Source organism: Methylocaldum gracile (assembly GCF_053646815.1).
Genome location: NZ_CM132196.1, coordinates 448,274 through 465,957, shown reverse-complemented (window position 1 = coordinate 465,957; position 17,684 = coordinate 448,274). Strand labels below are relative to the sequence as shown.

The 17,684-nt window shown below is 54.8% G+C and carries 18 protein-coding genes; 5 read left to right on the top strand and 13 right to left on the bottom strand.

Going from position 1 to position 17,684, the window contains the following annotated elements; translation table 11 throughout:
• Nucleotides 1-98: 98 nt before the first annotated feature.
• The 4 genes from argS to ACWJJK_RS02030 all read left to right on the top strand — a co-directional run bounded on the left by argS (nt 99) and on the right by ACWJJK_RS02030 (nt 3,806).
• On the top strand, nt 99-1,859 hold the full coding sequence (gene argS / locus ACWJJK_RS02045) for an arginine--tRNA ligase (RefSeq protein ID WP_086133654.1): 1,761 nt from the start codon (nt 99-101) through the stop codon (nt 1,857-1,859).
• A 169-nt stretch (nt 1,860-2,028) separates the two neighbouring features.
• Nucleotides 2,029-2,526: an SPOR domain-containing protein gene (locus ACWJJK_RS02040; RefSeq protein WP_240502602.1), complete on the top strand. Its 498-nt coding sequence runs from the start codon at nt 2,029-2,031 to the stop codon at nt 2,524-2,526.
• 222 nt (nt 2,527-2,748) lie between these two features.
• Entirely contained in the window at nt 2,749-3,270 is a 522-nt protein-coding gene (locus ACWJJK_RS02035; protein WP_156882070.1) for a helix-turn-helix domain-containing protein, read from the top strand.
• Nucleotides 3,267-3,806: an IS630 family transposase gene (locus ACWJJK_RS02030; protein ID WP_156881976.1), complete on the top strand. Its 540-nt coding sequence runs from the start codon at nt 3,267-3,269 to the stop codon at nt 3,804-3,806. Before ACWJJK_RS02035 ends, ACWJJK_RS02030 begins: the two co-directional genes overlap by 4 nt.
• 37 nt (nt 3,807-3,843) lie before the next feature.
• Here ACWJJK_RS02030 and ACWJJK_RS02025 read toward each other — a convergent pair whose 3' ends face one another.
• From ACWJJK_RS02025 to ACWJJK_RS02000, 6 genes are all read right to left on the bottom strand, one after another.
• The gene (locus ACWJJK_RS02025; protein WP_086133655.1) at nt 3,844-4,146 is read right to left on the bottom strand and encodes an antibiotic biosynthesis monooxygenase family protein; all 303 of its coding nucleotides are present in this window, start codon (nt 4,144-4,146) and stop codon (nt 3,844-3,846) included.
• A 35-nt stretch (nt 4,147-4,181) separates the two neighbouring features.
• The gene (ppnN, locus tag ACWJJK_RS02020) at nt 4,182-5,546 is read right to left on the bottom strand and encodes a nucleotide 5'-monophosphate nucleosidase PpnN (RefSeq protein ID WP_086133656.1); all 1,365 of its coding nucleotides are present in this window, start codon (nt 5,544-5,546) and stop codon (nt 4,182-4,184) included.
• A gap of 277 nt (nt 5,547-5,823) precedes the next feature.
• Complete coding sequence (locus ACWJJK_RS02015) at nt 5,824-6,459, bottom strand: uracil-DNA glycosylase family protein (RefSeq protein WP_454128609.1); 636 nt, start codon at nt 6,457-6,459, stop codon at nt 5,824-5,826.
• A 13-nt stretch (nt 6,460-6,472) separates the two neighbouring features.
• Nucleotides 6,473-8,533, bottom strand: a complete 2,061-nt coding sequence (gene mdoH / locus ACWJJK_RS02010; RefSeq protein ID WP_454128608.1) for a glucans biosynthesis glucosyltransferase MdoH — start codon at nt 8,531-8,533, stop codon at nt 6,473-6,475.
• 13 nt (nt 8,534-8,546) lie between these two features.
• Nucleotides 8,547-9,047 (bottom strand): hypothetical protein, encoded by a 501-nt coding sequence (locus ACWJJK_RS02005; protein ID WP_077731749.1) that lies wholly within the window; start codon nt 9,045-9,047, stop codon nt 8,547-8,549.
• Entirely contained in the window at nt 9,044-10,630 is a 1,587-nt protein-coding gene (locus tag ACWJJK_RS02000) for a glucan biosynthesis protein (protein ID WP_240506858.1), read from the bottom strand. Before ACWJJK_RS02000 ends, ACWJJK_RS02005 begins: the two co-directional genes overlap by 4 nt.
• A gap of 483 nt (nt 10,631-11,113) precedes the next feature.
• On the opposite strand from ACWJJK_RS02000, the gene ACWJJK_RS01995 reads away from it, so the two are divergent.
• On the top strand, nt 11,114-11,608 hold the full coding sequence (locus ACWJJK_RS01995) for a SixA phosphatase family protein (protein ID WP_454128607.1): 495 nt from the start codon (nt 11,114-11,116) through the stop codon (nt 11,606-11,608).
• Nucleotides 11,609-11,651: 43 nt separating this feature from the next.
• On the opposite strand, the gene ACWJJK_RS01990 is transcribed toward ACWJJK_RS01995, so the two are convergent.
• The 7 genes from ACWJJK_RS01990 to ACWJJK_RS01960 form a co-directional block, all read right to left on the bottom strand.
• Nucleotides 11,652-12,359 carry a C39 family peptidase gene (locus ACWJJK_RS01990; protein ID WP_086133661.1) on the bottom strand — a complete coding sequence of 236 codons (708 nt, stop codon included), beginning with the start codon at nt 12,357-12,359 and terminating at the stop codon, nt 11,652-11,654.
• A gap of 374 nt (nt 12,360-12,733) precedes the next feature.
• Complete coding sequence (locus ACWJJK_RS01985) at nt 12,734-13,015, bottom strand: hypothetical protein (protein WP_086133662.1); 282 nt, start codon at nt 13,013-13,015, stop codon at nt 12,734-12,736.
• A gap of 169 nt (nt 13,016-13,184) precedes the next feature.
• Nucleotides 13,185-13,475 (bottom strand): hypothetical protein, encoded by a 291-nt coding sequence (locus ACWJJK_RS01980; protein ID WP_077731755.1) that lies wholly within the window; start codon nt 13,473-13,475, stop codon nt 13,185-13,187.
• A 35-nt stretch (nt 13,476-13,510) separates the two neighbouring features.
• Nucleotides 13,511-13,918 (bottom strand): hypothetical protein, encoded by a 408-nt coding sequence (locus ACWJJK_RS01975; RefSeq protein ID WP_454128606.1) that lies wholly within the window; start codon nt 13,916-13,918, stop codon nt 13,511-13,513.
• Nucleotides 13,919-14,766: 848 nt separating this feature from the next.
• Nucleotides 14,767-15,051 carry a hypothetical protein gene (locus tag ACWJJK_RS01970; RefSeq protein ID WP_133717827.1) on the bottom strand — a complete coding sequence of 95 codons (285 nt, stop codon included), beginning with the start codon at nt 15,049-15,051 and terminating at the stop codon, nt 14,767-14,769.
• 35 nt (nt 15,052-15,086) lie between these two features.
• Nucleotides 15,087-15,494 carry a hypothetical protein gene (locus ACWJJK_RS01965; RefSeq protein WP_454128605.1) on the bottom strand — a complete coding sequence of 136 codons (408 nt, stop codon included), beginning with the start codon at nt 15,492-15,494 and terminating at the stop codon, nt 15,087-15,089.
• 553 nt (nt 15,495-16,047) lie between these two features.
• Nucleotides 16,048-17,403 (bottom strand): sigma-54 dependent transcriptional regulator, encoded by a 1,356-nt coding sequence (locus tag ACWJJK_RS01960; RefSeq protein ID WP_077731759.1) that lies wholly within the window; start codon nt 17,401-17,403, stop codon nt 16,048-16,050.
• Nucleotides 17,404-17,684 lie beyond the last annotated feature (281 nt).

Sequence of the window (17,684 nt, the reverse complement as noted above, 5' to 3'; positions counted from 1 at the left end):
TGCGGCATTCACAGGCCCTTGGCAGTCGCTGCGTTGCAAGCACGTCCGCGATTTTAGGATAATAGCCGCTCATTTTTCCCGTCCTAACCATTCCCCGCATGAAAAAACGTCTGGAGAATCTGCTGCATGGCGCCGTTTCCGCATTGAAAGCGAATGGCGAGCTACCTCCCGATATCGATCCGACCATTATGGTGGAGCGTGCGCGCGATGCGCAGCACGGCGATTTCGCCTCCAATCTCGCAATGACCCTGGCAAAGGCCGCCAAATGCAATCCCCGACAGTTGGCGGAAAAAATCGTGGCGGCACTGCCCCATGACGGCATCGTCGCCAAGCTGGAGGTCGCAGGCCCCGGATTCATCAATTTCTTCATCGATCCCAAGGCTCAACATCGAATCGTCGCCGATATTCACGAAGCCGGGCACGAGTTCGGCAAGACCGCCGTCGGCGCCGGCCGCAAAGTTCAGGTGGAATTCGTCTCGGCCAATCCGACCGGCCCCTTGCATGTGGGACACGGGCGCGGCGCGGCCTACGGCGCCGTGGTGGCGAACCTGCTTGCTGCCGCCGGATTCGAGGTACACCGGGAGTACTACGTCAATGATGCCGGCCGGCAGATGGATATTCTGGCCGCCAGCGTGTGGCTCCGCTACCTGGAAGAATGCGGCGAGGTGCTGACCTTCCCGAGCAACGGTTATCGCGGCGAATACGTTCGGACGATTGCCTGGGATCTGCACAAGCGAGTCGGGGAGAAATACCGGCGCCCGACCGCCGAAGTCATGGCGGACATTCCACCGGACGAGCCCCAGGGCGGCGATAAGGAAGTTCATATCGATGCGCTGGTGGCAAGGGCCAAGTCGCTGCTCGGCGCCGACGATTACCGAATCGTGTTCGACGCCGGCCTCGACAGCATCCTCGACGACATTCGCCAGGATCTGGAGGAGTTCGGGGTTCATTACGACGAGTGGTTTTCGGAACGCAGCCTGGCCGATACCGGCGCCATCGAGCGTGCGCTGGAAAAGCTTCAAGAAGCGGGCTATCTCTACGAAAAAGACGGGGCAACCTGGTTCGCTTCGAGCCGGCTGGGGGACGAAAAGGACCGGGTGGTGGTTCGAGAAAACGGTCAGATGACCTATTTCGCATCCGACATCGCTTATCATTTGAACAAGCTGGAGCGCGGCTTCGATCAAATCATCAACATCTGGGGCGCCGATCATCACGGCTACATTCCCCGCGTCAAGGCCGCCATCAAGGCATTGGGGGGCGCCCCGGAACGGCTCCACGTGCTGCTGGTCCAGTTCGCGGTGTTATATCGCGGGGAAGAAAAAGTCCAGATGTCCACCCGCTCCGGAGAATTCGTAACGCTCCGGCAGCTTCGCAACGAAGTGGGCAAAGACGCGGCCCGGTTCTTCTATGTCATGCGAAAATCCGACCAGCATATGGATTTCGACCTGAAGCTGGCCACCTCGAGGACCAACGAAAATCCGGTTTATTACGTGCAATACGCTCACGCGCGGATTTGCAGCGTGTTTAGGCAGTTGGACGAAAAAGGCTGGAAACGCGACCTCGCCGGCGGCATGAATCGTCTGGACCTATTGACGGAAACGCACGAGTTGGCATTAATCAACACGCTGTCCCGCTATACCGAGGTTGTGGAACAATCGGCCGTTCAGCACGAGCCTCATCATCTGGTGCATTATCTGCGCGAGCTGGCGTACGAATTCCACACTTATTACAACGCCCACCAGTTCCTGGTGGAGGATGCCGCGTTACGGGATGCCCGGCTCAATTTGATTGCCGCGGTGAGACAGGTGATCGGCAACGGTTTAAGCCTGCTGGACGTTTCCGCACCCGAAGCAATGTAAAGGCATGTCCAAGGACTATAAGCACCGGATTCCGGGATACCGAAAACGCCAGCTCCAAATTCCGAGACGTTGGGGCCTAGCGGCGGTCGGCATTGCTGGTGCGATCGGGCTCGTTGTGTACGTTTTCTCAGGTGCCGATAGCGAGGCCCCTCCAAAGGCCCCGGAACCCGTGTCCATACCCGCGCCGGCGCCTCAAGCCGCTGCTGCGGTTCCGGAAGCCGAAAAAAAGAGTCAGCCCCAGCAGGAAAGGAAACAAAACACCGAGGGCAAGAAAACAGCCGCCCAAAAACCCGAGCAGAAACCGCAACCGATCAAGTCGCGCGAGCCCCGGTTTACTTTTTATAAGATCCTCCCCGAAAAGGAAGTCATCATTCCTGAAAGCGAGATTAAAACGATCAAGCGGGAAGAAAGCCAGGGAAGCAAACCCACCGCAGCGCTTTATCTGGTGCAGGCAGGATCTTTCGACAATCTACAGAATGCCGAGCAACTGAAGGGCGACCTGGCCAAGATCAAGATCAAGGCCAAGATCGAAATGATCGAGATCGATAATTCGGCCTGGTACCGCGTCAAAATCGGCCCGTACGCCACTCTGGCCGATGCCGACAAGATCAGGGCCTACCTGCGCAAGAAAGGCATCGACAGCATCGTGCAGAAAGCGGCGAAATAACTCCTTTGCCCCACCGTACCGGATTATCCGGCGATCCGATTGCTCAAAATGCGGGCCAAAATAATTTGTAGGTCGGCAATCCTTTGCCGACAAAGCCCCTCGTCTACCGCGTGTGTCGGCAAAGGATTGCCGACCTACTGCAGCTTGGGAGCGCTACGCCGAACCGGAAAATGCTCTAAGTACATCCCATAAAGTTCTGCGGAAAGGGCGTACACTGGTGGCATGAAAGCCATCCTGATCCCCCCGTTGGGCAAAGCGCAACAGAGTGAGTTAGACACCCTGTATCGAAAGACCAAGGACCCACGACTCCGAACTCGTGCCCAGATGGTCTTGCTCTCGGCCGAGCGGGGTCTCAAAGCGCTGGAGATCGCGGGGATCGTGCGGGAGAGCGAGGACACCGTGGTGCGGTGGCTGAAACGGTATCAGAGCGAAGGCGTGGACGGGCTGAAAGATGCGCCGCGAGCGGGACGGCAAGCCAAAGTGACGGCGGCGTATCGGGCCGCCCTGGTGGCGGCGGTACGGCGCCGTCCGCGCAGTTTGGACCTGCCGTTTTCCATATGGACCCTGCAACGGCTGGTGGATTACCTGGCCGAGCAAACCGGGATTCGCATCGCTCTGGAAACCCTGCGCCAAACCTTGAAGCGCGAAGGGATTGTGCTCAGTCGTCCGCAGCATAAGATCAGCAGCCCTGATCCAGACTATGCGGTGAAAAAAAAGCGGTCGAAGACACCCGTGATCACTTGAAACCGGGCGATGTGTTTTACTACGCCGACGAGTTTAACCTCAGTTGGCTGCCTACCTTGACGGCGTTGTGGAGCCCGGTAGGCCAGCAAATTATGATTCCGACCCCAGGTCAGCCTAAGAAGCGCTATGGGTTGGGAGCGGTGAATTACCATACCGGTGAAACCGTGGTCTTATTCAAACGACACAAGCGCCGTCGGGAGGTGGCCGAACTGCTGCAAGCCATAGTGGACCAGCATCCCACGGGGACGATTTACGTCGCGTGGGACAATGCCGACACGCATCAAGACGACGAGATCGAAGCGGTCGTGCGCGGAGCCGCCGGGCGACTGGTCCTGCTGTACTTGCCGACCTATAGCCCTTGGCTCAACCCGATCGAGATGCTGTGGCGCCATTTCCGCCGCGAAGTGACCCATTGCGAACTCTTCGAGACGGTGGCCGCCTTGCTCCAAGCCGCCCGCGAGTTCTTCGACCGTCACAACCGCTCTCCACAGCTGGTGCTCTCGATTATCGGTTCCTATGCCGTAAAAGTTTCATGAATGTACTTAGAGATCCCATGAGGGCTCGACCGATCGCTTAAAGGACGACCTCGAAACCCTCGAACTGAGGCGGTCCGAGGTAGAGCCCCTTGCTTCCGCCCGCGCTGGCATGAGCGTTGCGAAATGCCTCCGAACGCGTCCAGGCTTCGAAAGCCTCTTTCGACTCCCACGTCGAATGGGAAGCGAACAGCGTGAAGTCCTCATTGCTCGGACCTTGAAGCAGATGAAATTCACGGAATCCCGGAACTTCATGCAAGTAGGTTTCACGATTCCGCCAGATTGCAATGAATTCGCTCTCTTTCCCTAAAGCAATCTTGAATCGATTCATGGCAATGAACATCTCGAACTCCTCTTAAATCGTTTTTTCCTCAAAATTTACGCTACCAGCCGGTAACACGGCTCGTAACGCACGCCCGGAAGCTTCATGCGGCCCTGTGCGACGAACGCCGCCAACAACTCATCCAGAGGCTTCAAGACCTCCGCGTCCCCCCGCAGCTCGAAAGGCCCATGCTCCTCGATGGTTCGTATGCCTTCCGCCTTCACGTTTCCAGCCACGATTCCGGAAAAGGCTCGGCGCAGGTTGGCTGCCAGATGGTGAGGCTCCTGCTGTCGATGCAATTCCAATGAAGCCATATTCTGATGCGAGGGTACGAAAGGGATCTGGAACTGCTGCTCTATCTTCAGCAGCCAGTTGAAATAGTAGGCGTCACCGTTCTGTTTCCGGAATTCCCGCACCAGGCTGATCCCCTCTTTCATTTCCCGGGCAACGCCGGCGGGATCGTCGACGATGATCCGATAACATCGGCGCACGTCTCGACCGATCGTCGAAACCATAAACCGGTCGATAAGCTCGAAATAGCCGGCGCACTCCGCAGGCCCCGTCAAAATGACCGGAAAAGGCAAATTCTTGTTGTCGGGGTGAAGCAGAATCCCTAAGAGGTGGAGAATCTCCTCGGCCGTGCCGACCCCGCCCGGGAAGACGACGATGCCATGCCCGAGCCTTACGAACGCTTCGAGGCGTTTTTCGATATCAGGCATGATGACCAGCTCGTTGACGATGGGATTCGGAGGCTCCGCGGCGATGATTCCCGGCTCCGAAATGCCCACGTAGCGGGCCTCGTAGATACGTTGTTTTGAATGGCCGATCGTGGCGCCTTTCATCGGCCCCTTCATGGCTCCAGGGCCGCAGCCGGTACAGACGTTGAGCCCCCGCAACCCCAGCTCATGGCCGACCTCCTTGGTGTAATCGTATTCTTCCCGGCTGATCGAATGGCCTCCCCAGCATACGACCAAGTTCGGAGAGGTATTCGTGATCAGGCTGCCCGCGTTGCGCAGAATGTGAAAAACGGCGCTGGTGATATCTTCCGACTTGCCCAGATTGAACGCCGAATTCGATACGATCTCCGATCCGGTGAAAACGATATCCCTAAGCACCGAAAACAGATGCTCCCGTATGCCTTTGATCATCTCGCCGTCGACGAAAGCCGAGGCCGGCGCGTTCAGCACCTCCAGCTTGATACCGCGCTGCTGTTGCAATACGCGAATGTCAAAGTCTTTATGTTGCTCGAGCACCAGCTTGGTGTCATCGACAGCGCTGCCGCAATTCAGGACCGCCAGCGAACAACGCCGGAAGAGCTCGTGAAGACCGCCCTGGCTGGTATCGAGCAGCTTCGCCACTTCCAGCTTGGACAAAACCTCCAGAGTGCCTTCCGGCCTTACCTGAGCGTTGATTGTTTGCATCGGAATTCCTTTGTTAGATCTTCCATTGATTATTGATAAGCATTCTGTCGCACTCCTTAAAAAGAAGAACTTCCCAGAACCTGTGGATAAGTTTGTGGAATGCAGTCTTAAAACACTTTTGAAACCCCGCAGGTCCTGATCTTTCCTTAATTTGACGATTTTTATTCTTGGGCCAAAACATGCAAATAATCAAAAACTTGCCAAAAACGTCAAAAACCTGACGCTGGTGCACCGAAAGCACTGAAAAACAACTCATCCGTTGTGCATAACTTTTGCGCTATGTCAAAACACCGTCGCTCGAGCCGTGACAGACCTCACCCCAAGCGGGATGCTCGCGAATTAGCCTTAACGCATTATGCAGCAGGGTTTTGCCGGGTTCTCGGCGGTGCCAGGTGGAGGCCCCGGACGGGTGAGGCAAGGGTATTACGTCTATCTCTAGACTTTCTCGACAAATCTCGTGCCTAAGCCCGATCACCTGATCCAGTCTATCGGCGACGAGAATTTGACGGATCGCCAGCTTGCCGACCGGAATAATGAGCTTGGGTCTTATAAGCCGAATTTCGGCATTCAGCCAATCGGCGCAACGATCGATCTCCTCCGGAGACGGAACCCGATCGCCGCCTTTCGGGTTCTTGCCGGGAAAGCAGCGGCATACGGCCGCCATGTAGACGTTGCGGCGAAAATTGTCTTCGGATATGCCTATCTCGGCAAACCATTTGAAAAGGGTTTTTCCCGCTGTCCACGCAAACGGCTTTCCGAATTGCCCTTCCTTGCCGCCCGGCGCCTGGCCGATGAGGATCACGGGCGACAACACGGCGCGCCCCATCACCACCGGACCGATCATCCCGGCGCAACGCACGCAGTTCTTCAAGGCCTCTTGGTGGAGGATCAATGAGCGCAACCGCTCGTTCATGGGCGGTCGCTCCTCAGGACAATTGAGGGGTGTCCTTGTCCTTCCGGCTCCAAGCCAAGGTGTGCAACCGAGTCAGCGTCTCCGGATCGGAAATCAAGGCACGCTTGTCGGCGGCGGACAGCGTTTCCGGCCCCTCTTCCACCAATTGGTACACCAAAGCGCGCAACTGGTGGCGCTGGCGCTTTTTCACCGGACGATCGGGCAAAAGAGCGAAGTGGAGGGAATACGTTCCCGGATCGGCAACGTTCAACTCGCCTTCATTTTGCGCACCCGCTTGCTCGGTACGGGCAAGATTTTCGTGGAGCAGTTCGACGACACGCGGCGCCTTATACTCTTCCGGAGTCAGGAAAAATCCGAGTTTACGGGCGAGCGAACCCACCGACGTGCTGCTGGAAAGAATCGAAACGGGTATGGCAAGGACCAACCCGGCCAGAACGGGGATCAGCCACAGGAAAAAGTCAGGCACATACTCGTAGCTCAGCCATCCGGCACCCAACCCGGTCAGCGTCTGCCCGCCGTGAGCCAGAGTGGCTTCCTTGAGGCTCAAACGGTGATCGCCGCGATTTTGCGGAGGCCAGCCGACACTGCGACGCAGCAAAATGGCGACGACGAATTTGCTCTGATACAGCATGAGCACAGGCGCCGTCAGCACTGAAAATGCGCTTTCGAAAAAGACGCTGAAAGCGGCGCGTATCACGCCGCCATAGCCCTTGATTATTCTGGGACGCATCAGGAGCAGCAAAAAGCTCCAGAATTTCGGCAGAAACAGCATGGCCAGCGTCACCAGCAAGACCGTCGTCATCTCGACCGCATAAGACTCGGGCCAGACCGGAAAAATATTGTCGCCGAAAAAATAAACCGGCATGGTTTGGCTCTGCACATACGCCTCAAAGCCGGTTAAAACCAGAAACAGCAACCATAACGGCGAGGACAGATAGGACATGATGCCCATCAGAAAATACAAACGGCTGAGTCCAGAAAAGCCGCGGGCGAACACCATGCGCAAATGTTGCAAATTCCCCTGGCACCAACGCCGATCGCGCTTGGCGTAGTCGATCAGCGTCGGCGGCAGCTCCTCGTAGCTGCCCTTGAGATCGGCCGCCAGCCACACTTCCCATCCGGCCTCGCGCAACAAAGTCGCCTCGACGAAGTCGTGGCTCAAGATCTCGCCGCCGAATGGCTCCCGCCCCGGCAACTTCGGCAAACCGCAATGCCGAACGAAGGGCTGCACGCGGATAATCGCGTTGTGCCCCCAATAATTGCTACCCGAGAGCTGCCAGAAATTGATCCCGGCAATGAAGATGTCGCTGTACAAACTGCTGGCGAACTGGAGGATACGGGCGAACAAGGATTTATGATTTACCGGCAGCGGCGGTGATTGAATCAGTGCGACGCGGGGATGAGCCTCCATCAGATCCACCATTTTCGTCAGCGTCTCACCGGCCATGAGGCTGTCAGCATCGAGGACAATCATGTAGCGGTAACGGCCGCCCCAGCGACGGCAAAAATCCTCGATGTTGCCGCTCTTGCGGGCGATGTTCTTCTCGCGATTGCGGTAAAAGATTTTGCCGTGCGCATTGAAGTCGCGGCACATGCGATACCAGTTTACCTCCTCCTGCATCCAGGTATCGGGATCGCGCGTATCGCTGAGGATGAACAGTTCGAACTCGTCCGCGCGCCCGGTTTCGCGGAGCGACTGATAAATCGCCCGCAGTCCCGCGAATACCCGCACCGGATCCTCGTTGTAGATCGGCATCACCAGCGCCGTGAGCGCCGGCTCCTGGTCGGACGTCATGTCCGGATTCGGGACCAGTCTCGAAATCGAGCGCTTGTCGCCACCCCGAAGCAAGCACCAGAATCCGAGCGTAGCGGTCCAAAACGAGGTGCTGATCCACAGAATCAGCAAGGTATAAAGTATGAGCAGCACGATCTCCTGCGGCGTTATTCCGTTCTGCAGGAAAGCGCTCGTTATCATGGCAAGCGCCGCGAAGGCCGTCAGGGTTACCAGAGTGAAGAAAAACGTTCGCCTTAAAGTGCGGACATAGCCCGGCAGAGCGCTGGCATTGGAAGACATATTTGAAAAAGGGTTAGCTGCTTTGATGAGTCGATTTGAACAGCCAGAATCTCAGCGGCTGTTCGGCCATAGGAACGGAGTCCTCGGGCGGAGTGGGTCGGGGCAGAATTTCTCTTAGCATTTCACCCGTCTCAGACGGCGGATCCGGATTTCCGAACAGAGCGTCGCTGGCCGACGGGCAACCGGTCAGCAGCAAGGCGGCGCGGGCCGCAGCTATGGGATGAGGATCCTTGGACGGAGACAAGCGCATGGCTCGCGCCAAGGCGTGGTCGAAACGCCGCTGGGCCTCTTCTATCGCACGCTTGAGCAATTCGTCTCCAGCCCCGCGTCCGACCCGGCGGCGGGCACGGTTCAGACAGTCGTCGGCTAAGTTCTCGATCAAATCCTGCCGAGACAAGCCGAGGCTCTGCAGGTAGGCGACGACCCGCTCCTTGATCCCGGGAAGCCATGATTGAGGAGCGGAGTCCGCATCGCCGGACGTTATCATCTCTTCTAAAATCCGTACTTGATTCATCGACGGTTCCACTGATAAACCCACGTTTCGGTAAGCGCATCCTTGCCGGATTTCAACATCGCACGCAACTCGACCGGGTCTTTATCTTTTTCGGGTTCTAAATCAAAGCTCAAACGCCACTGATCATTTTCACTGTTTTTCTGAACCACGGTATTGGTAATCTTACCGGCGGAAGCACTTACCTCGGCTTCGACCGAGGCCTTGTCGCTGAGCAGCTTGAGCGTAGGACTGGCGAACTCGACGACGAATTTGCGATTAGGACTATCCGGAATGGTCGCGCCGATACGGGTGGCCGCGACTTTTCCGCCGCCAGGCGCGGTGAATTCGTCCAATTCGAAATGGAGACGATAGCTGTACGTATATTCCTTGCCTTCTCCGGTTGGCTGATCGGGCACCCAAAAAGCGACGATATTGTCGTATTTCTCCGCGTCGCTCGGAATTTCAATCAGGTAAACCGCGCCCGGCCCCCAATCGCCCAAAGCTTCGATCCAGGCGCTGGGACGGCGGTTATAGCTGGCTTCCAAGTCTTGGTAATGATCGAAATTGCGGTCTCTTTGCATCAAGCCGAAACCCACGGGCTTCTCATCTCTGAAGACGCTGATGCGAAGCTGGCGCGGGTTGTTCAACGGACGCCATACCCATTCGCCGGTGCTTCTCCCGATCAATAAGCCATCGGAATCGTGCACCTCCGGCCGGAAGTCGTCCATGAAACGATCGGTGTTCTCGCCGTGAAAGAACATGCTGGTTAGCGGCGCAATTCCAATCCGTTCGATGCTCTGGCGAAAATAAAGGTGACTCGTCACATCCATGGTCAAATCAAGGCCGGGGTGAATGACGAAGCGATAAGCGCCGGTTACCCTTTGGCTATCCAGTAAAGCGTGCACCGTGAGCGAACTCGCGTCCTTCGCCGGCTTTTCAATCCAGAACTCTTTGAAGATCGGGAACTCCTCCGCCTTAGGCAAACCGGTATCGATCGCCAGCCCGCGCGCGGACAAGCCGTACAACTGTCCCAATCCGACCGCCCGAAAATAACTGGCGCCTAGAAAAACGGCGATTTCGTCGGAGACGTCGTCTTTCCGCAGCGGATGATGGAAGCGTATACCGGCAAATCCTAGATCCGCGGGAAGTGGATTGGGAAATTGATTCTTGCCGAAGTCGAATAGTTCCGGCGAATACGCGAGCCGCGTCGCATTTCCGTGGTCCACGATATTGATGATCACGCGGTCCTTGAACATAAAACCGCGATGGAACGCCTGAATTTGAAAGGGCAGGTTCTCATCGCGCCAGAGGGCTTTTTCCGGTTTATACCGAATATCGCGGTATTGATCGTAATCCAGCTTGGTCAGAAACTCGGGCATCCCGGCTTCGTCGCGCACATAAGGCTTGCGGGCTAATTCCTTTGCCTTCTGCTCCACATCCGAAAACTCGAAAGGCTTGGCCGGCGCTTTGTCGGCCGGAGGTGTAACGGGTGCGCTCGGAGCTGGAACTTGGGGTGGCGGCGGCGCCGGCTTGCCGGGCTCGGCCAAGGCATCATTGAAAAATAAAGGACACAAAAAGACGACAATCCAGCTTCGAAAGCTCACAGTGTGTTTTTCCTCGGAAACTCAGTAACCAAATCTTGTGCTGCGGACCAGGCTCAGATCTCTTACGTTCACATGCATTTTTCCTTGCCCGAGCTCAAAAGCCGGGGCAAATTAGCCCTAAATAGCAAAACCCACAATATTGTCAAGGCATTACTAAACGACAAGCACGCCAAGAATACTCGACTGATCACTGTCGTGATCGAGTATTACGGACTTTGCTTGCAAAACGGGTGTATTAAAAAGAACGAACTGCTTCAAATACGACTCAGTCGGAATCTTAGGACCACGAAAGAGGATGAGAACGCGGCGGAAACACGCCATTTGGGCATAGTATAACCTGCCGGTGCATAACGAAAAATCATTCCGTCGAGGTACTGTCCGAGCTCTTCCATCGAAAGCGCGTCCAGCTTCCCCCTCTTGTACAGGAAAGATCGTTTCATGAAAATGCCGTGATCAAATTGGAAACAGCGCGCGGTCGCCGCCATGAAAAGCCTAATCGTCATCCGTCACGCCAAATCCGACCGGGATCAACCGTTTCTGGCGGATATCGACCGTCCCTTGAACAACCGCGGCAAACGCGATGCGCCGGTCATGGGCGATGTATTGAAGTTTCGCGGACAGGAACCGGATCTAATCGTAACGAGCCCGGCAAAACGCGCTCTCGAAACCGCCGAACTGATCGCGGAAACGGTCGGCTACGACAGCCGGGCAATCGCGGTACGTGACAGCATTTACCTGCAAGGGACACCGGCTCTCCTCGAATTGATTCGGTCCCTAGAGAATATCCATAACAGAGTCTACCTAATCGGCCACAACCCCGATCTCAGCGAACTGGTCACTCGGCTGACCGGCGAAAGTCTCGGCACTCTTCCGACCTGCGGAATCGCTGCGATCAAGTTCCCGGTCGATGCCTGGGCATACGTCATGCACGGGAGCGGCCGTCTGGTTTTCTTCGACTCTCCCAAACAGCACCCTTGACCATCTCCCGCACCCGCCCCCCCCCCGGACAATAGGGTTTAAGCTAACGCGGTGGGTGTATCCTGACATTCAGATTGGTCGCGGAACTGGTCAGAATGTCGGCTCGCTCGGCGAAATCCCGCAACCGCACTTCCGGGTAGTCGGAAGGCCTTCCCAGCGCCAGTGGATAGGACACGATGTTTTCTTCCCCCGGCTTTCCCAGCACGAAGATGACGCCGCCGTACTCGTCTTGAAAGCGCGATAGACTCATTCGCAGGTTGCCGCGCCCGGGATCGGCAAGGTAGACCCGGTCACCAGCAATTCCTCTCAGTACGGCGAAATGGTGATATCCGAAAGGATGCACGTAGACCAGGACGGGCGCTATCAGCTGTTTTAGCTGATCGATCGTCAATTCGAAGCCTGCTGCCCGGTAGCCTTTTTGCTGAGCCACCTTCTTGAGATCGAGCAGCGAAAAACCGATCCGCTTCTTGTGTGCCCATTGCTCCTTGGTCAAATTGACCAAAATTGCATTAAGGCGATTCAGAATATCTTGCTCGGAGGTATCCTCGCCATAGTAGTACCGCAGCAGGGTCGCCAATGCCGCGGCACCACAGGAATAATCGAGACGCTGCTTGACGACCGCCCGATCCCGGAGCTCGATCAAGGTATGCCGCGTTATCGCGGGCGCCGTTCTCGGCTCGGCCACAACCGTGTGTGCCATGGCAGCGCACAGCAACACCCCCCACACAATTAAGCCGCTTATCTTTGTCATTCCCTTTCCCTAAACCAGACAGCGATGGACAATGTTTCCTTATACCACTAAATCCGCGAATTAGTCGTTAGGTTCGCACTTTGAGTGCATGCTTGTGATTCGCAAGCCTGACGTAGCGATGTTGTCCTGTCCACCTGATTTTGCGTAATGCCGCCATCGGCTGCTGACGTGTTCATGGCGTTTTGAAGCGCCGCCTGCGCCAGATAGGCTTGCGTCAACACCTCAGACGGTGTGCCGGAAAAAAGCTCGCGAGCCAATCCTTAGTGCCCGTTCGTTTGTCACCTCGTCTTCAGCAAAAAGGCGGGGACGGACTGACCGCCCCCGCCTGATTTCCCGGCCCCGATCAGGATGCCGTCGGGACCCCGAGTTTGCCGTTAGTGGATACTCTGGTTCGTGACCTGTACGATATCCTGGAAGCCTCGTCCGAAGAGGCTCAGATTAACCGCAGTTATCGTAGGTACGGCTACATTGAGGCATGTGTTTCCAATACTAAAAAAACCAGAGCAAGACTGACCGCCCTCGACGGCCGCGAGCTGCGTTTCAGTCATCGGCGTCAGATTGGACACCTGCCCCAAGGCACGAAAATCGTTGTCGGCCAACGCCGGGCCGGCAACCATCACCGAAGACAACACAGCAACCAATGCATATGCTTTCATGATCGAACTCCTTTTCCTGCATGAACAATTCGATTTTGACGACACATTAGCCCCGAGTTCAAACGAGGTATGCCGCCGACTTATCACAAAGGCGAGGGCCGACTGATCATCGCCCCCCGCCTGATTCCCCGGTCCCGATCAGGATGCCATCGGGATTCCGAGTTCGCCGTTATTGAATATACTGGTTTGTAACTTGCTTAATGCTCTGGGTGGTAGCTCCAAGTAGCCCGAGAAAACTCACGTTGTACGCGGTGATCGTAGGTACGGCTACGTTAAGACAGGTGTTCGCGAAACTCAGAAGACCAGAGCAAGACTGACCGCCCTCGACGGCCGCGAGCTGCGTTTCAGTCATCGGCGTCAGATTGGACACCTGCCCCAAAGCACGAAAATCGTTGTCGGCCAACGCCGGACCGGCAACCATCACCGAAGACAACACAGCAGCCAATGCATACGATTTCATAATCGAACTCCTTATCTAGGTCTTGCCTAATGCATTCATCCCTTACCATCGCACCCGTTCCTCAGAACAGTGCGCAGCAAGATCACAGTTATCAAATTCCCTTTTGTTCGAGTCGCATCCTTGCGACCGATAACCATATTGCAGACCTCGTGCCACCTTTGACCACCAGAATCCCGACCAGCCATTTTCAATTGTTTTAAAACGAGTTTTTTATTTTCCATATGCGCCGCCCCTGCCGCCGCTCCAGATTCCGCCGGCATGACATACCTCCACCGCCCGCTTTCCAGCCTGAAAATGTACGTTTTTGAAAAAGGTAAACGCACCGCGTTGCCTGAGGTATTGAGCCACGCCCTTATTTCCGGGTTTAAATGGCGTAAGCCAGACGAAACAAGCCGATCTAAAACCGCCCCATTCCCGTTAAGGTACGTCAGCGCTCCGGCCATAACCGCCACCCGTGTTACACGGCTGCAATAGGGTGAATAACCCGGTCATATCACAGGACTTTATCGCGGTGAATTCGGTATAACAAAACGGTTACCCCCTTGCCCCAAAGCTGAGATTCCTCGAAGCGGCCCCGCCGCGTCCTTGGCCTCCGGTCCGAGTGCCTCGCGCCAACCAGGCGGCTCCCGAAACACCGGCCCACTTTTACAATTTTGTTATTCCCATCCTTCAGTTATACCGCCAGCAACTCTAAGTGACTGATTATATTGAGTGACTAATATTTTCAGTGAATTTAACTTCTTGATATTGCCGAGCTGCCGGGCGTTTAGATCCACTCCAGTCAGCGGGCAGTCGGGGCGCTCTTCTTCGCCGACACGGCGAAGAAAGAACAGCAAGATACCGATTTGGACGTACCGGGGTTAATGTAGGGAATATCAACAGCGCTTACGGACGTTCGAGGCAGTACCGACAACAGCCGGTATTCCGCTCCGCAATCTCGGCCACGATGGCAGGCTTTTGTAAATGAGAAGAGTTATTTTTGAAATTTGATATCGTGTTTATTGATCAACCGGTAAAACACAACAGGGAATACCCGAAGATTTGGGGAGCGAAATAATGCTAAAAACAGAAAATGGATTGCTTTGCGATATAGACTCTTGCGCTCTGAGGATATCGTGCTGAATTCGCATCGATACCCATTTTCCGCATAAAAACAACCTTTCAAGCCGATACTTTCAACCCATTCGGCTCTCGCCAGGCTCTCATCAAAAAGGCGAGGGCCGACTGATGATCGCCCCCCGCCTGATTCCCCGGTCCCGATCAGGATGCCATCGGGATTCCGAGTTCGCTGTTATTGAATATACTGTGCCGTGATTTGCTTAATATACTGGCTGGGACTTCCCAAAATGCCCAGGTTAATTGCAACTACCGTAGGTACGGCTACGTTAAGACAGGTGTTCGCAAGATTGAATAAACCACCCGAGCAAGACTGACCGCCCTCGACGGCCGCGAGCTGCGTTTCAGTCATCGGCGTCAGATTGGACACCTGCCCCAAAGCACGAAAATCGTTGTCGGCCAACGCCGGACCGGCAACCATCACCGAAGACAACACAGCAGCCAATGCATACGATTTCATAATCGAACTCCTTATCTAGGTCTTGCCTAATGCATTCATCCCTTACCATCGCACCCGTTCCTCAGAACAGTGCGCAGCAAGATCACAGTTATCAAATTCCCTTTTGTTCGAGTCGCATCCTTGCGACCGATAACCATATTGCAGACCTCGTGCCACCTTTGACCACCAGAATCCCGACCAGCCATTTTCAATTGTTTTAAAACGAGTTTTTTATTTTCCATATGCGCCGCCCCTGCCGCCGCTCCAGATTCCGCCGGCATGACATACCTCCACCGCCCGCTTTCCAGCCTGAAAATGTACGTTTTTGAAAAAGGTAAACGCACCGCGTTGCCTGAGGTATTGAGCCACGCCTTTATTTCCGGGTTTAAATGGCGTAAGCCAGACGAAACAAGCCGATCTAAAACCGCCCCATTCCCGTTAAGGTACGTCAGCGCTCCGGCCATAACCGCCACCCGTGTTACACGGCTGCAATAGGGTGAATAACCCGGTCATATCACAGGACTTTATCGCGGTGAATTCGGTATAACAAAACGGTTACCCCCTTGCCCCAAAGCTGAGATTCCTCGAAGCGGCCCCGCCGCGTCCTTGGCCTCCGGTCCGAGTGCCTCGCGCCAACCAGGCGGCTCCCGAAACACCGGCCCACTTTTACAATTTTGTTATTCCCATCCTTCAGTTATACCGCCAGCAACTCTAAGTGACTGATTATATTGAGTGACTAATATTTTCAGTGAATTTAACTTTTTGAAAAAAGCCGACTAACAAATCCTTAAAGACACTCCCGTGCAACGAGCAATCATGGCCCTTAGTTGAGCCAATGCCGCAAAAACCGAAGAGCATAACCAAGAGAGTATCAGAGGTAATTTGCAGGCGCGCAGGCATATCACCATCGCTGCAAATTCTCTCCGAGGCAGCCAGACGTGCGTCGGTCAAACGGGTAAAAGGATTTTCCTGCTTCGCTAGCTCAACCGTAACGACAGGTTTTTTAAATGGAAAAAATTATTTTTGAAGTTTAATATCGTGCTTCTTGATCAACCGGTAAAGCGTAACATGGGATACCCCCAATATTTGAGCAGCCGTCACTACGCTGTCGCCCGCCTGATCTAATACCCGGTGGAGTATGTCCTTCTCTGCCTGATCCTTGACAGCCTTCAGGTTTAGCGCGAGAGGCTGCGGCGAATATTCCTCCAAACCCAAATCCGCCGGCGAAATATACGCGTCGTCGCACATGACCAGCGCACGCTCTACGCGGTTTTTCAATTCGCGCACGTTTCCAGGCCAACTGTAGTGCCGCATCACCTTCAACGCACGCCGACTGAACTGCCTTGCCTTACAGACATTTTGTTTCTTGAAACTATTTAGAAAGTACTCCGCCAGTAATTCAATATCGTAACCCCGGTCACGCAAAGGCGGCATGGTAACCCTCAAGACATTGAGTCGATAATAAAGATCTTCCCTGAAACGCCCTTTGCGGACAGCTTCCTCTAGGTCGACATGGGTTGCCGAAATGATTCTGACGTCGACGGCAATCTCTTCGTGGCCGCCGACTCGATAAATGGTTTTCTGCTGGAGAAAGCGAAGAAGATTGGCTTGCAAATCAAGCGGTAATTCACCGGTTTCATCCAGAAAAAGAGTACCCCCTCCGGCTTTTTCGATTAATCCCAGTTTTCGCTGATGGGCACCGGTGAAAGCGCCTTTCTCGTAACCGAAAAGTTCCGACTGAATCAGATTGGACGGCAAAGCGGCGCAGTTGACGGCAACAAAAGGTCCTTCGGAACGTGGTGAATGATTGTGAATGGCTAACGCGGCCAATTCCTTGCCGGTGCCGCTTTCTCCCGTGATCAAAACTGGCAAGTCATAAGATAAAACTTTGTCGATACTGTGAAGTACCCGCCTCATGGCCGGGCTTGAGCCGATCAACTCGCTTTTGTTGAGCCATTCGCTTGTACGCGGAAATACCTTCCTTCTAACTCCCGCCATGCCGGATGCATGACCGAGTGTAATCCTGAGTCGGTCGATATCGAAAGGCAACGTGTGATAATCGTAGAAATACTCTGCGATAAGCCGGCAGACCGCCTCGTTTTCCATAGACGACGAAGATACCAAAGCCACCCACTGCATGGATGACCCTTCCGGATAATAAAAAATGTCGCCGATAACGCGCTGGAAAAAGTTTTCGTCGAATGGCTCGAATTGAATGAGCCCGACATGAAAATCGCCACTACTCAAAAGATTCCGAGCTTGTGCGGGATCACACGTAACATGAATATTGCGTCCCACCGCATTTCTTATCGATGAAACGGCATCATCTGCCTCTGGTTTGAGGGCGAGGTAAAGAACGTTGATACTTTCCATGTAATCTTCCCAACCTTGCGATCCGTGCAAGTTTTGGCTAAGAAAAAACGTCGAAACCGATAACAGGGTGCCGGTCAGCCTGCCTAGCCTGGGTCAATTGTTTCGCGAACTAGGTCATATCGTTTAGGCAGCCGCATCCAATGCAAAAACTTTCTTATGCAGTTTGCAAACACCTCCGGCTTATTACCAACACCATGTTTTACTGATCAACTACGTTAAAGGAGTCGAAAATGAGCCACCCCACTCTCTTCTCCAACCGGGAGAATGAAACCTTGAATAAA

Coding starts and splice junctions, on each gene's coding strand:
- ACWJJK_RS01970 (WP_133717827.1), bottom strand. CDS start 15,051: ATGAAATCGTATGCATTGGCTGCTGTGTTGTCTTCGGTGATGGTTGCC.
- ACWJJK_RS01960 (WP_077731759.1), bottom strand. CDS start 17,403: ATGGAAAGTATCAACGTTCTTTACCTCGCCCTCAAACCAGAGGCAGAT.
- ACWJJK_RS01975 (WP_454128606.1), bottom strand. CDS start 13,918: ATGGCCGGAGCGCTGACGTACCTTAACGGGAATGGGGCGGTTTTAGAT.
- mdoH (WP_454128608.1), bottom strand. CDS start 8,533: ATGTCTTCCAATGCCAGCGCTCTGCCGGGCTATGTCCGCACTTTAAGG.
- ACWJJK_RS02005 (WP_077731749.1), bottom strand. CDS start 9,047: ATGAATCAAGTACGGATTTTAGAAGAGATGATAACGTCCGGCGATGCG.
- ACWJJK_RS01995 (WP_454128607.1), top strand. CDS start 11,114: ATGAAAAGCCTAATCGTCATCCGTCACGCCAAATCCGACCGGGATCAA.
- ACWJJK_RS01985 (WP_086133662.1), bottom strand. CDS start 13,015: ATGAAAGCATATGCATTGGTTGCTGTGTTGTCTTCGGTGATGGTTGCC.
- ACWJJK_RS02015 (WP_454128609.1), bottom strand. CDS start 6,459: ATGAACGAGCGGTTGCGCTCATTGATCCTCCACCAAGAGGCCTTGAAG.
- ACWJJK_RS02035 (WP_156882070.1), top strand. CDS start 2,749: ATGAAAGCCATCCTGATCCCCCCGTTGGGCAAAGCGCAACAGAGTGAG.
- ppnN (WP_086133656.1), bottom strand. CDS start 5,546: ATGCAAACAATCAACGCTCAGGTAAGGCCGGAAGGCACTCTGGAGGTT.
- ACWJJK_RS01965 (WP_454128605.1), bottom strand. CDS start 15,494: ATGGCCGGAGCGCTGACGTACCTTAACGGGAATGGGGCGGTTTTAGAT.
- ACWJJK_RS02025 (WP_086133655.1), bottom strand. CDS start 4,146: ATGTTCATTGCCATGAATCGATTCAAGATTGCTTTAGGGAAAGAGAGC.
- argS (WP_086133654.1), top strand. CDS start 99: ATGAAAAAACGTCTGGAGAATCTGCTGCATGGCGCCGTTTCCGCATTG.
- ACWJJK_RS01980 (WP_077731755.1), bottom strand. CDS start 13,475: ATGAAATCGTATGCATTGGCTGCTGTGTTGTCTTCGGTGATGGTTGCC.
- ACWJJK_RS01990 (WP_086133661.1), bottom strand. CDS start 12,359: ATGACAAAGATAAGCGGCTTAATTGTGTGGGGGGTGTTGCTGTGCGCT.